General features: G+C 57.7%; 10 protein-coding genes and 1 tRNA gene. 2 read left to right on the forward strand and 9 right to left on the reverse strand.

Annotated elements, in window-relative coordinates; genetic code table 11:
• The first annotated feature begins 100 nt into the window (after positions 1-100).
• Together ACZ5D1_RS04430 and ACZ5D1_RS04435 are read left to right on the forward strand one after the other, a co-directional pair.
• Entirely contained in the window at positions 101-2,173 is a 2,073-nt protein-coding gene (locus ACZ5D1_RS04430) for a HAMP domain-containing methyl-accepting chemotaxis protein (protein ID WP_464556030.1), read from the forward strand.
• A gap of 20 nt (positions 2,174-2,193) precedes the next feature.
• A complete protein-coding gene (locus ACZ5D1_RS04435) occupies positions 2,194-2,676 on the forward strand; it encodes a chemotaxis protein CheW (protein WP_464556031.1) in 483 nt (160 codons plus the stop codon).
• 163 nt (positions 2,677-2,839) lie between these two features.
• Here the strand turns inward: ACZ5D1_RS04435 and ACZ5D1_RS04440 are convergent, their stop codons facing one another.
• From ACZ5D1_RS04440 to ACZ5D1_RS04480, 9 genes are all read right to left on the reverse strand, one after another.
• Positions 2,840-3,475 (reverse strand): nitrite/sulfite reductase domain-containing protein, encoded by a 636-nt coding sequence (locus ACZ5D1_RS04440; RefSeq protein WP_011367112.1) that lies wholly within the window; start codon positions 3,473-3,475, stop codon positions 2,840-2,842.
• A 358-nt stretch (positions 3,476-3,833) separates the two neighbouring features.
• Positions 3,834-5,612 (reverse strand): pentapeptide repeat-containing protein, encoded by a 1,779-nt coding sequence (locus ACZ5D1_RS04445; protein WP_455697092.1) that lies wholly within the window; start codon positions 5,610-5,612, stop codon positions 3,834-3,836.
• Positions 5,613-6,243: 631 nt separating this feature from the next.
• Positions 6,244-6,337 (reverse strand) — tRNA-Ser (locus ACZ5D1_RS04450).
• 155 nt (positions 6,338-6,492) lie between these two features.
• A complete protein-coding gene (gene argJ, locus ACZ5D1_RS04455) occupies positions 6,493-7,671 on the reverse strand; it encodes a bifunctional glutamate N-acetyltransferase/amino-acid acetyltransferase ArgJ (protein ID WP_464556527.1) in 1,179 nt (392 codons plus the stop codon).
• Between the two features lie 301 nt (positions 7,672-7,972).
• Entirely contained in the window at positions 7,973-10,567 is a 2,595-nt protein-coding gene (gene secA / locus ACZ5D1_RS04460) for a preprotein translocase subunit SecA (RefSeq protein WP_464556033.1), read from the reverse strand.
• Between the two features lie 435 nt (positions 10,568-11,002).
• Positions 11,003-11,419: a hypothetical protein gene (locus ACZ5D1_RS04465; protein WP_464556035.1), complete on the reverse strand. Its 417-nt coding sequence runs from the start codon at positions 11,417-11,419 to the stop codon at positions 11,003-11,005.
• A gap of 602 nt (positions 11,420-12,021) precedes the next feature.
• Entirely contained in the window at positions 12,022-13,248 is a 1,227-nt protein-coding gene (locus ACZ5D1_RS04470) for a (Fe-S)-binding protein (protein ID WP_464556037.1), read from the reverse strand.
• The gene (locus ACZ5D1_RS04475; RefSeq protein ID WP_464556039.1) at positions 13,248-13,997 is read right to left on the reverse strand and encodes a lipid-binding SYLF domain-containing protein; all 750 of its coding nucleotides are present in this window, start codon (positions 13,995-13,997) and stop codon (positions 13,248-13,250) included. The genes ACZ5D1_RS04470 and ACZ5D1_RS04475 overlap by 1 nt, the downstream gene beginning before the upstream one ends.
• Before the next feature lie 42 nt (positions 13,998-14,039).
• Positions 14,040-15,455 carry an FAD-binding oxidoreductase gene (locus ACZ5D1_RS04480; RefSeq protein WP_464556041.1) on the reverse strand — a complete coding sequence of 472 codons (1,416 nt, stop codon included), beginning with the start codon at positions 15,453-15,455 and terminating at the stop codon, positions 14,040-14,042.
• Positions 15,456-15,551: the final 96 nt, after the last annotated feature.

Here is a 15,551-nt window from a genome sequence, read left to right on the forward strand (position 1 = left end):
TAACGCATACTGAGTAGCACAAAGAGTGCGTCACGGGCCATGCGCGGCGGCGTGTGCCGGTGTGTCCGGTAACATTTGCAGGAGAACATGAGGGGTTCGCATGAAAAATTTAAAGCTGGCCATGAAAATAGGTATCGGTTTCGGGTTGTTGATTCTGATAGCCTGTACGCTCGGCGGTCTTGCCGTTTTTAATATGACCAGAACCGCGGCAGATTCAGAGCGGCTGGCATATGAATACGTGCCGGAAGTGCGCATGGCGAACAGTCTGCAGAACAGCGCAGCCACAGCCATGCGTATGATGCTGGGGTACTCGCTGAGTGAACAGCAGAGCTACCGTCAGGAGGCGCTGAAGGAACTGGCAGAAGCCAGAAAGTTTTTGAATCAGGCCAAGGAGCATGCGCAGAAGTATCCTGATCTTGTAATGCTGGCGCAAAGTGTTGAAAAAGCGGAAGGCGTGCTGAACCAGTACGACCGGCGGGCACAGGATACGGAAAACCTTATCGGTGAAATTGCATCGAGCAGGGCGGTTATGGATCAGGCAGCCGCGCTTTTCATCACCAATTGCACCGCGTATATTGATTCGCAGCAGCAGAAAATAGAGCAGGAAATACGTCAGGGACTGCCGGCAGCAAGCCTTGTGGAGCGCAGTCTCAAACTTAAATGGGCCAATGATGTTGTCGATATGGGAAATAATGCCCGTATTCTCAATTTCAGGGCTCAGGCTCTGCGGGAGCTCAGTCTTCTTGAAGATGCAGCCAAGTCCGTCGGCAGAATAGACGAGCCGCTGCGCGACCTGAAGCGGACAAGCCGCAGTCAGGAAAATCTCCGTCAGCTGGCGGCCATTGAAACAGCGGGACAGCAGTACGCCGCGTCCATACAGAATCTGCTGGCAAACTGGCAGAAACTGCGGGAAGCCACCGCGGACAGGGGGCGTCTGTCGGACGAGTTTCTGGTTTTGTGCAACGAAATAGCACGGGCCGGTATGGAGCAAACGCAGAATATCGCCGATGTGGCCATGTCCAATATGAATACGGCTTCCACCGTGATGGTGTCCGGTCTGGGCATTGCCCTGCTGCTGGGCATTCTGGTTTCGGTCTTTCTTACCCGTGCCATCACCGGCCCCATTGTCAAGGGAGTCGGCTTTGCCAATTCCATGGCACAGGGCGATTTTACAAAACTGCTGGATATAGACCAGCGTGATGAAATCGGCCAGCTGGCCGCCGCGCTTAACGACATGGTCACCAAGCTGCGGGGCATTGTGGCCGAGGTGCAGAGTGCGTCTGAAAATGTGGCTTCCGGCAGTGAGGAACTTTCCGCCTCTGCTCAGGCCACATCACAGGGTGCCACGGAGCAGGCCGCCAGTGTCGAGGAAATTTCGGCCAGCGTGGAAGAAATGGCCTCCAACATCAGGCAGAGCGCCAGTAATGCCAAGCAGACAGAGGAAATTGCCCTGCGGGCGGCAAAGGATGCACAGAGCGGCGGACAGGCGGTGGAACAGACCGTGACCGCCATGAAACAGATAGCCGAAAAAATATCCATCATTGAAGAAATAGCCAGGCAGACCAATCTGCTGGCGCTTAACGCAGCCATCGAGGCGGCCCGTGCCGGAGAGCACGGCAAGGGCTTTGCCGTAGTGGCGGCAGAAGTGCGCAAACTGGCCGAACGAAGCGGCGCCGCGGCAGGAGAAATCAGCGAGCTGTCGTCCAGCAGTGTGGAAATAGCTGAACGCGCGGGTGAAATGCTGCGTCAGATTGTGCCCGACATTCAGAACACTGCCAGCCTTGTACAGGAAATAGCCGCCGCCACCAGCGAACAGAACGCAGGTGCGGAGCAGATCAACAAGGGCGTGCAGCAGCTTGACCAGGTTGTGCAGCAGAACGCCGCGGCAGCCGAAGAAATGGCTTCCACGTCTGAAGAACTGTCCAGTCAGGCCGAGCAGCTGATGAGCACCATGGGCTTCTTCCGCGTTGATACAAGCGGTCACGGGTCTTCTCCCCGCATGGCCACAGTGCGTGCGGGCAAAAGCCATCGCGGAGCCGCTCTGCCTGCTTCGCGCGCGTTGCCTTCCGACGACCGGGGCATGCGTGACAAGGCACCGGAAAAGAAAAATTCCGGCGGAATTCAGCTGAATATTGAAAACGATCCTTCGGACGAGGATTTTGAGCGTTTCTAACTGCCTGACCGGAGCCGGCCATGAATGAGACCAATCAATATCTGTCGTTCCGGCTGGGCAGCGATGCCTATGCGCTGGGTGTGGATACTGTGCGCGAGATACTGGACGACAAACGGATAACACCTGTCCCCCGTGTGCCCGAATTTCTGCGCGGGGTGATCAACGTGCGGGGCATGGCTGTGCCGGTGGTGGATCTGCGCCTGAAGCTGGGCATGAGCCGTACAGTGCTGGATACCAATACCTGCGTCATCATTGCGGAGGTAAGAGCCGCAAATGAGGTGCTTTCGCTCGGGGTGCTGGCTGATTCCGTGCAGGAAGTGCTTGAACTTGACCAGCAGGCCATGACGCCGCCTCCGTCCATCGGCACTGCCGTGGACAGCCGGTATATTGCCGGTATGGCGCGTGTGGAAGATGTGTACGTTACCGTACTGGATGTGAACTCGCTGTTTACGCTTGAAGAGCTGAGCGCGGCGGGCGGTATGAAGGAAGCCGCACCGGAATGATCCGGACGGCGGAGAGAACAGGCGGAAACCGGCGGTAACGCATTCTGCCGTGCGAAGAACAAAAACGCGGCTGCATGGGTAGTGCAGCCGCGTTTTATTACTTGCGGCACTGACGGCACGGGTGCATGGCCGCTGCCTGTGCGCTGTGCACAGCGGGTATCGGCTACAGCAGCGCTTCGCGGATCGATTCTATGCCGCGCGCCTCGACAAAGCGGGCCACCCGCTGCTTTGTTTTACCGTTGGTTTTGTAATATTCCAGAAAGCGTTCCAGCAGGCCGACGGCTTCATCGTCCGGAAGGTCTTTGGCAAGCACGTCGGCTATACGCGCCCTGCCGCCGGAGTTACCGCCCACCAGAATATTCCAGCCTTTGGATGTGCCCACAAGTCCGATGTCGCGCACATAGCTTTCGGCACAGCAGGTACCGCAGCCGGAAACGCCCATTTTGATTTTGGCAGGGCCGTCGAAGGTGCGGAATTTTTCTTCAATGACACCTGCCATTTCCAGAGCGTTCTGCCGTGCGAGCTGGCACCACTGGTTGCCGGGGCAGGCCTGAACGTAATGCCCAGCCACGCGGAAGGGCAATTCGCTGCAGGCAGCGTGCAGGTCTTTTTCCTTCAGGCCGATGAGCGCAAAACGCTGGCCGGAGGTTATTTTAAGCATGGGTACGTCATATTTGCGGGCCACGGCGGCCACGGCTTCCAGTTCCTGCGGCGTAACCACACCCGAAGGCGGGGTAACACGTATGGCGTAGGTTTCCTTGTCGCGCTGCAGAATGGTGCCTTTAGGCATATCGGACATGCTGAGTCTCCTTGGCATGTGATGAGGTAACAAAAATAGCGGCATCTGCATGCCGCCCGCGCAATGTGCCCTAAACCCGTCGCGGTAACAAGAGGCCGGATGTTTTTTGCAGCGGAACAGCGCGCTGCGGCGGTAATGCTGCGCAGCAAACCGGCGGCTGTGCCGGTGCCGTCTGTACCGGTGCGGACAGGGACAGCATGTAGCTGTCTTCAGGCAACGGCTGCGGGGCGTGACTCCGGGGCAACGTGTACAATTGACGCGTGTCCTTCATGTAGCGGGTAGCAGCCTGCCCGGAATCATGAATCTATGAAGTCGGAATTTCCTCTGCGTTTTTTAAAACAACATGTGAGCCGGTATGCTACCGCCTGAACCTGTTCCGCAGGGCAAAGCCAAACAAAGCAGCCTGCAGGGTGATGGCAACCTGCCATGCAAGCATGAGTATGCGCGGCACTGCTGGAATTGAAGAATCAAGCTTTGTTAGTGGCAAAAAGTTAATCCATTTATCAAGCGCCGTTCGCCCAATTTCAACTGGCAGCTCGTGTAGGCCCAGCACACCTTGACTCATATGCTGAAGCACAAGAGCAAGCAGAAGTGGGGCGATATACCACGCTTGCGAAAATAAAAATGCAATCCCTACAAACCACAGGGCAACCATGTTGTTCGTCGGTTCCAGCAGCATGTACGGAGTAAAAAGCAACATACACAGTGTCCATAACGCCCGTAACGGTGCTTCACCATATCCGCTAATCAGCCTGTAAAGCGAAAGGGTAATATACCTGCCAAGTCCCTGAAAGCGAGCGGTAAGAGATAGGCCATGGCCTGAACCATTCCTGCCGAGAAAGGCTTCAAACCCATGCAGCCGCATCATCTCTTTTTCCGCATAATGAAAATCAGAAGCCAGCGGCTCATCCATCTCTGCACGGGCTACTTTCTTAAGGCGGCGATAAAGGTCTTCAAGGTGCTTCAGAGGTGGGATATTAGGCTTCTTTGATCCCCCTTGTGTCGGGAAGGGGGCAATTTTTTCGACATTATCGATGGTTATAAACCCGTTACCATTAATCTTACGCGCATCATATGTAATTTTCCGCCCTTTAGACTCTGGCCACTTGCATGCCATAAACCGAAAGTCTTCAACAGGCGCGCCTATGAGCTCTGCCTTACGAAGATCCGTTCGGTCGAATATAGGTTGTTGGTCAAATTTGCATAAATTAAAGGACACTTGACCCAAGTTTGATTCACCAAATGAGACTTTATCCTTGAAGTGGGTATCATCAAAACGGACTCTGCCGTTAAAGTCTGTTTTGTCGGCAATAAAAGGACCGGTTATAGCGCGGGGGGTAAAGTGCAGTCGACCGCTAGCACCTAAGATCGCATGGGAAAAAATAGTTGTAGCTTTTTTGTCCGCGCCGCCGAAGCGGGCTTCGGAGAAATAAGCCTCCTCCCTGAAGATGGTATACCAGAAATTAGTCATCCCCCCGAAGGTTACATTGCTGAAATCGACCGTCTCTCCGAAGGTGGCATACCTGAAAGAAGTCACCGCCCTGAAGGTGGCAAAACTGAAATAAGCGTCCCCCTCAAAGATGGCCTTAGTGAGATAAGCGTCCCCCGTGAGGATGGCTTCCGCGAAATCAGCCCGCGCCTCGAAGGTGGCATACTTAAAAGAAACCACCCCCCCGAAGGAAGTAGAACTGAAATTAGCCTCCCTCTTGAAAGTTGCTGAACTGAAATCAGTCTTCCCTTTGAAGGGGACATCACTGAAATTAGCCTCCTCCCCGAAGGTGGCATACGCGAAATCAGCTACCCCCTCGAAGATGGTATGCCTGAAATAGGCCTCCCCCTCGAAGATGGCATGCCTGAAATAAGTCGCTCCTCTGAAGTATAATCCTGTAAAATAAGCATCGTCAGCAAAAATGGAGCCTGAAAGCTCGCAAACCTTATGCTCCGCCTCAGGTAAGCCTACATTGTATTCCGTAACGCAGTTAATCCGCTCCCATGCCGCGTTCATAAGTTCTTCATGTCGCCGCTTTTTCAACTCCGCAGGGGCGTGGAACAGGCAATATTCCCTGCGTTCCATATCGCAAACAATAGCATCCTGCGGATCATCCCACTTATACATTTCACACTTGCAGCAGCCCATACCCACCTCCGGCGAAGCATCTTTTGCAGGACTATATAGAATGGCTCAGCATGGGGCAACTTGCCTTGTTCCTTACATTTTCAGGTCGTTTTGCTCCACACGGTCATGCAGGGCACGTAAAGCCTGCCACGCCACCGGCACACCCACCCGAAAAAAACGCTGCCGGAAAAAAGTGAATTCTCCTTCCCCCGCCTTGCCGCTTTTTGGATTATTTTTGTGCAATAGAGAAGGGCATGCAAACAGAGCCGGAGATAAGGCATGGTGCGGGTTAAAGCAGAGTAAGGGCTTTTGCACTCTGTGCAAGCTTTTGCAAAATATTGCAAAGAATGCAACGAGCCTTACCGCTTAGGAACGTGGTGGCGAACTAGGCGTAGTGCGGGGAACATTCCGTTTTTTTTACTGCGCAGCCAGTAGTTGAGCATAAAAAAACGTACTTCAGAAACGTATCATTTCTAATCAGGCGGGCTTTAGACGGGGCAATGGCGGATTCAGGCAGAACATGGCCTTTTGCACAGGTTGTTACTGGAGTGATCTGGAGGATGTTTTCAAAAAAATCACTCCCAAAATCATTCAACAAACATTCTGGAGCGCAAAAAAGAAGGGTTCAGAATTTCTTCTGAACCCTTGAATATGGCGGTGAGGGAGAGATTTGAACTCTCGATACGGCTCTACACCGTATACTCGCTTAGCAGGCGAGCTCCTTCGGCCAACTCGGACACCTCACCGGAGCTTTCGATACTTCGTAGGCGCGTTCTGGAATAACCTGAATGCGCGAGGGCCTGTGTCTACCCAATGGCGGCTGGCATGTCAAGCGAACGGGTACTTTTTTTAGAAAAAATCCTGAAGCAGCCGGTCCATCGCGCAACGGGGCGCCGCACTGTCACGAACGATAGTCGGCATTGATGCTGACATATTCGTGAGAAAGGTCAGAAGCCAGCAGGGTATAGGTCCCTTTGCCCTGACCGAGGACGATGTCCACGCTTATGTCGGTACGTTCCAGCGGTTCTTTCAGCAGAGCGTCTGCGTCCACAGGGGTGGGGGCACCGTCTGCGAATATGGTCACGCCGCATATGCTTACGCTTACCTGTGCGGGATCGAATGCCGCTCCGGAGCGGCCCAGCGCTGCCACGATGCGGCCCCAGTTGGCGTCTTTGCCGTAGAAGGCGGTTTTTACCAGCTGCGAATGTCCCACCGTGCGCGCCGCTTTTTCGGCATCTGTGTCATCTGCAGCGCCGGTAACGGCAATACGCAGTACTTTGGTGGCACCTTCGCCGTCCTGCACCAGCATATACGCCAGATCACCCATGAGCGCAGTGACAGCCTGCTGCAGCAGGGGCAGTTCTTCGGGCAGTACTTCCACGCCGGAAGCCCCGTTGGCCAGCCCGAACACCGTATCGTTGGTGGATGTGTCGCCGTCCACGGTAACACGGTTGAATGACTGTGCCACAGCATCGCGGAACATCTGCTGCCAGACATGGACAGGTACCTGCGCATCGCACAGCAGGACGGCAAGCATGGTGGCCATGTTGGGGCATATCATGCCCGCACCCTTGCATACGCCGGCCAGATGCACCTGCCCGCCCTGCAGAGAAAGACTGGCTGTGGCTGTTTTGGGAAAGCTGTCCGTGGTCATTATGGCGCGCGCAAAATCATCCAGCCCGCAGGAACCGAGTCCGGCCGCCAGTTGCGGCACAGCCTGCTGCCACAGGTCCATTTTCAGCTGCTGTCCGATCACTCCCGTGGAGGCGGGCAGGATTTCAGACGCCTTAATGCCGGTTGCGGCGGAAATCATTTCCAGCGTCCTGCGGCAGTTGGCAAGACCTTCTGCACCGGTGCATGCGTTTGCCTGCCCGGAGTTGATGACAATGGCGCGGGCCTGCCCGCCGGCAGCCGCTTCCATAGCCACAATCACCGGAGCTGCCTTGAAGAGGTTGGTTGTGAAAACCCCGGCCGCACATGCGGGGCGGTCGCTGACAATAAGGGCCAGGTCGAGCCTGTCGGGGGCTTTGAAACCCGCAGGAACCGCGGCAAATGAAAATCCTTTGATATCGGTCATTATTCCGGCCTTTGCTGATGTGCCGCAGGCACAGGTGGCTGCACCGCCGTCTGCCGTGGCACTGGAGATGATATAATAGACCGGTACATTGCCCCATAAGCCGGTGCTGCGCAAGCGGCCGCAGGCTGTGCAGTGCACCGCGCCGTAAAAAAAGGCGGGAGAATTTCTCCCGCCCTGTGTGGTCCGTTTGTCAGGCATGTACCGCGGCTGGCTGTACCGGCCGCCGGCACCGCTGAGCGCCGGTTGTGTCTGCATACCGGCAGAATGTGTCGGCAGTGTGTCTGCCGCCGTGTTTGTCGGGCGATCAGGCCCCGCAGCATTTTTTATATTTTTTGCCGCTGCCGCACGGGCACGGATCATTACGGCCGACTTTCGGGGCGTTGCGCCGCGAAGGGGTTTTTGCGTCGTCCTCATCACCGCCGGAATATGACAGCTCGGCGGGTTGTTCTTTGTGGCGCAGTTCTGTGGCTTTTGCTTCCTGCAGACCCGCGGCTTCGGGCTGTTCTGCCGGATCGGCGGCTTCTTCCACCCGCTGCAGCCGCAGGCGGGTGAGCGCACGGAAAACGCTTTCCTTGATGCTCCAGAGCATGTTCTGGAAAAGTGAAAAGCCTTCGCGCTTATACTCCTGCTTGGGGTCGCGCTGACCGTACCCGCGCAGGCCGATGCCGTCGCGCAGGTGGTCCATGTTCAGCAGGTGTTCTTTCCAGTTGCGGTCCAGCTCTTCAAGCAGGAAATAGCGCAGGATGTCGCCGTAGACCGGCCCTGCATCGCGTTTGAGTTTTTCCAGCATGCTTTCCACCGCTTTCTTCACATCTGCCGCGGAAGGCAATTCCGGAAGCTTTTCCTGCTGTTCCGAACCCTTGAGTGCGAATTCGGGGTACACGCGTGAAAGGAAAAAGGTTTCTTCAAGCCGGGCGGCGATGGCCGCATGGGTCTCTTCGTCGAGGGCTTTGCCTTTGGTCTGCTCCAGCGGTGCGTAGATGTCCTCGATGATATCGTCGAGAAACTCATGGACCGAAGGTTCAAGATCGTCTTCCATCATGGTATCGCGGCGCAGGCTGTATATGACCTCGCGCTGCTGGTTCATGACGTTGTCATAATCGAGCAGGGTCTTGCGTATTTCAAAGTTGTGTCCTTCGACACGTTTCTGGGCGTTTTCTATGGCGCGCGAAACCATTTTGTTTTCGATGGGTTCGCCTTCCTGCATGCCCAGTCTTTCCATAAGCCCGGCTATGCGGTCAGAGCCGAAAAGACGCAGCAGGTCATCTTCCAGCGAAAGGAAAAAGCGTGTTTCGCCGGGGTCGCCCTGACGGCCGGAACGGCCGCGCAGCTGGTTGTCTATGCGCCGTGATTCGTGACGTTCCGTACCCAGAATGTACAGACCGCCCAGCTGGGGCACACCTTCACCCAGCACTATGTCGGTACCGCGGCCCGCCATGTTGGTGGCAATGGTCACTTTGCCCGCCTGACCTGCTTCTGCCACGATTTCTGCTTCTTTTTCGTGTTGTTTGGCGTTCAGCACATTGTGCGGCACGCCTTTTTTCTTCAGCATGCCGGCGATAAGCTCGGATGTTTCAATGGATATGGTGCCCACCAGCACAGGTTGTCCCTTGTGGTGCAGTCTGGCTATTTCTTCCACGATGGCGTTGAATTTTTCAGGCCGCGTTCTGTATATGGAATCGGGCTGGTCTTTACGTATCATGGGTTTGTTGGTGGGAATATTGACCACTTCCAGATCATATATCTGCTGGAATTCCACAGCTTCGGTGTCTGCCGTGCCTGTCATGCCCGACAGTTTTTCATACATGCGGAAGTAGTTCTGGAAGGTGATGGATGCCAGCGTCTGGTTTTCGGCTTCCACCTTTACGCCTTCCTTGGCCTCCAGCGCCTGATGCAGTCCGTCTGAAAAGCGGCGTCCGGGCATCAGTCGACCGGTGAATTCGTCAACAATGACGACCTGATCGTCTTTTACGATGTAGTCCACATCGCGCGTGAATATGCTGTGTGCCTTGAGCGCCTGCAGAATGTGGTGCTGGAAGGAAATGTTCTGCGGGTCGTACAGGTTGTCCAGCCCGAGCAGTTTTTCGGCTTCCTGCACGCCTTCGTCGGTCAGGGCCGCGGCGCGGGCCTTTTCGTCCACGGTGTAGTGTGTATCGCGTTTCAGGCGCGGAATGATGTCGTTGACGCGGCGGTACAGCCCCGTGGATTCATCGGACGGGCCGGAAATGATCAGCGGCGTACGGGCTTCGTCAATAAGAATGGAGTCAACTTCGTCGACAATGGCGAAATGATGGGGGCGCTGGACAAGCTGTTCTTTGTAGAACTTCATGTTGTCGCGCAGGTAATCGAAGCCAAACTCGTTGTTTGTGCCGTAGGTGATGTCCGAGGCATAAGCCGCCCGGCGTTCTTCATCGTTAAGCCCGTGAACTATGACTCCCACGCTGAGCCCGAGAAAATTGTAGATTTTACCCATCCACTCGGCGTCACGGCGGGCCAGATAGTCGTTTACGGTGATCAGGTGCACACCTTTGCCGGTCAGCGCATTGAGAGCCGCGGGCAGCGTGGCCACAAGGGTTTTACCTTCACCGGTACGCATTTCGGCTATTTTGCCGGAATGCAGGGCTATGCCGCCGACCATCTGCACGTCGTAATGGCGCATTCCCAGCACGCGTTTGCCTGCTTCGCGCACCATGGCAAACACCTCGGGCAGAATGCTGTCAAGTGACGTGCCCTGCTGCACTTCGGCGCGCAGCTCGGCCATACGGGCGGATATGGCCTCGTCCGGCATGGTGGCGATGTTTTCTTCCAGCGCGTTGATTTCTTTCAGGTAGTGGTTCAGCGATTTGAGATAACGGTCGTTTTTGGAACCGAAGACTTTTTTGACAATGGAACCGAGCATTCTGTCTCCCGGGCGGATGTATGTATTCGGCGCATGGTGCACGCTTTTGGTTACGTCTGTGTGACGGGCACACAGCACAGCGGCAGCCGGCTGCCGGACAATGGCAAAGCCGCGTTCCGCCGGTACCTGCTTGGGGCACCCGGCATGGGCGCATCTGGCAGGAATGTGACAGGGGACAGCGGGCGGACTTTTGCCGAACCAGAAATTGGTAATTGAAACAGGATAAGAACGCAACGTTCCGCGTCAAGCTCCGGTACTGCTCTTGCTGACATATTGCGGCGGGGCCGTATGCCGCGCATTTGTGCGTGACATGCACCGTTATGGCCCAGTGAAGGCAGAAGGCTGCGCCGGACGTGCTGCGGGCTGCCTTTGTGTCTGCAGCAGGCAGCCGCAGCCTGCGGGCGCGCGGCGGGCTGTAAAGTGCGTTGCAGCGGCTTAACTGTCGGACTGGCGGGGTGCTGTGCCGCGGTTGCGCGACAGGCGGAACGGAGCTGATTTTCTCTGTTTGTGTGTCGCATTGTGCGGTGCGAAAACCGTTGCAAGCTCGGCACGGGTGTCATCGTCGTAATCCGGAACGTCCGGACCTTCGCCGTAGACGCTGTTTACGACGGCCTGCTGGCGCGAACTGCGCGCGGGGTGGATGAGGGTAAACCGGTCGCGGCGGCGTGCTGCAACGCCTGCGCCGGCGGCTTCGGCAGGCGTGATGACAGGCGTAATGACCGGCAACTGCCCTGTGCAGGGGCTGGCGGGCTGCGGTGCGGTGTTTTCGGGGTGCAGCAGACTGACGACGACAGCAGCATCGTCGCCGGATACAGCGGGGGGCGAAACGGGGGGAACAGGTTGTTTTTTCATGGGGGGCTCCTTCCGGTTGTACCTGATGTCGGTGTGCTCCTTGTTCCGGATATGGTCGAAGGCCTTCTGGGGGCTGAAGTGCCATCTTATTACACAGTAGTCTTTTGCTGTAGTGTGTCAAGCAACGCAGTATGTCTTTTGCGTTACGTCTGATATCCTGTATTTACACAACAAGATGTAATCTTGAAAAACGACTGCAACGCCATGGGGCTGTAATTGCTGAACGGACGGGTACATGCGGGATACATGAAAAAAAAGTGCACAACAGCGTACGGGAGGGGGACATGCAGCGCCGGAAGGTCCCCCGTATGGTTTGAACACCGGAAAACAGGCCGGAACGGAAAACAGAAAAATCTCCGGGCGGGGCAGTTATCTGAAGCGTTTCAGGATGGTCCGGTCAATGTATCTGTGCCCTCTTCTGCAAAACAATTCGGGCAGCCGGCCGCCACGGTGCGCGTACACAGGCAGAGTCACACCGCCTGACCGGATGCCGCTGACGTGCGGCAGCGGGCGGGCAGGCGGTTGCGGAACTATCTCCGGACTTCGCCGTCACGTTTTCAGGGTCTGCCGGTGCGGTGCTGCGGCAAGCGGACCGCAGGCTTTCAGACCGTCAGGACATCAAGCCAGTGATGTACGGCGACATGTTCCGGCGCGGTACCGCTCAGCTGCAGGGTACAGCCGGAGCATCCCGTTACCACCGGCGGAGGGCAGGCGTTGTCCTGCGCGGGGCACAGGCTGTCCAGCGCCTGCCAGCAGGCTGCATTGACCATGCCGCACAGCGAAGGGGCGGCAAGCTGCATTACTCCGCCCATACCGCAGCACTGGCGTGTGGTCATGCCCGCCGGACGTATGCGTCTGCCGTGCGCTGCTGCGGCAGGCGTTTGCGCGGCCATGGCGTACAGCAGGGCCGCATCGGGGTCGTGCTGTGCGGGGGCGTGGCATGGCTGGTGATAACGGAACCATTCCGGAGCGGTATCCAGCACCTGCACCGGAAATTTTTGCAGAAAAACGGACAGCGGCACCACGGACTGTGTCCATAGGGCGGCTGAATCCGGCGGTGTTTCGTGCCACAGCTCTTCATGCCGGGCATACCCGTGCAGACCGTGGGCACAGGTGGCGCAAAATGTGACAAGCAGCGGCCTGCCCGCGTTGTGCCAAGCCGTTATATTGGCATGACGGGCCTGCCGCGCGGCATCGGGCAGGCCGGCGTGTTCCAGTGTGGCACCGCAGCAGGTGAAAGCGGTCTCCGGCTGCGGACGTATACCGGCCAGTTCCAGCAGGGCGGTTGCTTTGCTGCTCCAGCGCGGACGTATACGCCGCGCGGTACAGCCGGAAAACAGCATGACCGGCCGCAGGGGTGGCTGTGTTCCGGCCGCGGGAGCCGTCATGCGGAACCAGGGTTGCGGCGGGGTGTCGTGCATGGCCGCCAGTTTTTCCATCAACGGGCGTGCGGCCGCCGGGGCCGGCAGTCGGGGGGCCATGCGTCCCAGCGTGGCCATGGCCGGCCACAGAATGTTACCGCCGTTTATCCAGCGTTGCCACAGCCACTGTGGCCATCCTGCATGTTCGGCACGCAGGGCGCCCAGTGCCGCGGGCACGGAAAGGCCCTGAGGACAGGCTTTTTCGCAGCGGCCGCACGAAACGCATTTGTCTGCCAGCAGACGCGCCGGCAGGGCTTCGAGCAGTTGCGGGTTGCTGCGCAGCGCGGCCATAAGCTGATGTTTGGCTTTGGGCGAAAGCTCTTCCTTGCCGGAAGCAAGAAAAACGGGACAGACATCAAGACAGCGTCCGCAGAGGATGCAGTCCCGGGCGGGATGGGGGTGTGACATTACTGTGGGGTATCCAGACCGTATGTGGCGTTGTTCAGTTCGGTGACCAGCCGCCGGACGCCGGGATTGTCCGCCGAGCGGGCAAAGAGAATGTCTTCCGGCGTGGCGCGTGGTCCGTAATAGGCACTGTTCATGGGGCCGCGGGGTGCCAGCGAGGCAACCTGCACGGTGCCGCCGAAATAGAACCCCTTGTTCATGGCGGCATAAAAAACTTCATCGCGTTGAAAGCGTGTGAGGGTGGAGTATTCGTCACCCGTACCGGTGGGGCCTGCGGCCACGGCAACCTGCAGACCCGCGGAACCGTTGTCGTGCAGCGCTCCCTGCAGGGCTTTGTCGGTCATAAATGCCATGATGATGGCCGCCTGTTGCGCACCTGCCTGAAACCCCCAGCTGGCGCCGGTGATATTCATGAATACAGGCGGGCTCCAGTCTCCTGCAGGGCCCTTGGCAAAAAGCAGGCCGGTGCCGCCGCGTACACCCAGTATAAACCCGCCGTTGACCAGCGAGGGAATAATGAGCAGCCCTCTGGCTTTTTCCAGATACAGCTGGACCGAACCGGGCGCATCCGGCCCCAGAAAAAGGTGCAGCGTGCTGACGGCGTCGTCCACGATTTCCTGCTCGTAGGTGCCGTCTGCCTTTAGCGGCAGCGTGCCGGAAGACGTAATGCAGCCCGTCAGCACCGCGCACAGGGCTGCGGTGAAGGCAAGCGGTATAATGCTGCGGCGCAAAATGCTCCATACGGCTGTCATGGCTGCTCCAGAGTGGTGCCGGTGCCTGTCTGCCCGCGGGGGTCAGTAGGCTTTGCCGGGATTCATGATGCCTTCGGGATCAAAGGATGCCTTTATGCCCGCCATCAGTTGCCGTTCCACAGGGGACAGCTGGTTGTCGATGTACGGGGCCTTTGTAAGCCCCACGCCGTGTTCGCCGGACAGGGTGCCGCCCATGGAAAGCACGGTATTCATAATTTCTTTTTTGGCTGCCACTGCTTTTTCCCGCACGCCGGGCAGGGATTTGTCGTGCATGATGTTCACATGGATGTTGCCGTCACCCACATGACCGAATGTAAGTATGGTCAGGCCGTGCTTTCTGCCTGTGGCCGCAATGTCTGTGAGGGCGGGCAGCAGCATGCCCCGGGGCACGGTCACATCGTCGCTGATTTTGTCCGGCGCCGCAAGGTACGATGCGGGATTGATGCCGCGGCGTATTTCCCACAGGGGTTCTTCTTCCTGCGGGCCGCTGCCTGCGGCCTGCCAGACGGGTGTGCAATCCGCGTCGGACTGCAGGATTGATTCCAGTCTGCGGCGTTCCGCTTTCAAAGCTCCGCTGGTGCCGTCCAGCCGGAAAAGCAGGGCGGCACGGACATTGCCGGGCCATGGGGGCGTGCGCCGCAAAGCCAGACAGTCCAGCGTTTCCGGCCCCATGAATTCCAGCGCGGCGGGCAGCATGCCGGCGCGGAACACATTGCGTATAGCCTGTACCGCCTGTTCCATGCCGGAAAAACCGGCCAGCAGCGACGCAGTGGCCTCGGGCAGGGGCAGCAGCTTCAGGGTTATTTCGGTCATGATACCCAGCGTCCCTTCGCTGCCGGTCATCAGGCGCACCAGGTCGAGGCCCACTACGTTTTTATGACACCGCCCGCCTGTGCGCAGCATGCGTCCGCCCGGCAGGGCTGCTTCCATGCCCAGTACATATTCGCGGGTTACGCCGTACTTGAGGGCGCGCATGCCGCCCGCACAGGTGGCGACGTTGCCCCCGATGGTGGAAATGTTCAGACTGGCGGGATCCGGCGGATAAAACAGCCCCTGCCGTTCCACATTCTGCTGAAGGTCGCGGGTGATGACGCCGGGCTGCACCACGGCTACAAAGTCGTCAGGCGAGATATCGATGATGCTGTCCATAAGCAGGGTGGACACCACAATGCCCTGTGGTTCCTGCGTACCGGTGCGGCGCGGGTCGGCGGGAACACAGGCGCCCACCACGTTTGTGGCGCGTGCTCTCGGATACACGGGAATGCGTTCTGTCTGTGCATATTGCAGCAGTTCGGCTATCTGTCGCGCTTCACGCGGTCTGACAACCGCCATGGGGCGGGCATCCAGCCTGCTGGCGTCCATGCCGAAAACAAGCAGTTCCTCGGGGCGGAACAGGCAGTCGCCTTGGGGAAAAAGGTCGCTGAGAAAACGTTGGTGCTGGTGCGTGGTGCGTGTCATCTGGATGGTCCGGCGCGCAGGCTGGCATGGGGCGGCAAGAGGTTACGCCGGTGGCTGCACCGGCGCGGAAAAAAGGAAACACCGCACCTGACGCGC

The organism is Oleidesulfovibrio vietnamensis, from assembly GCF_055388115.1.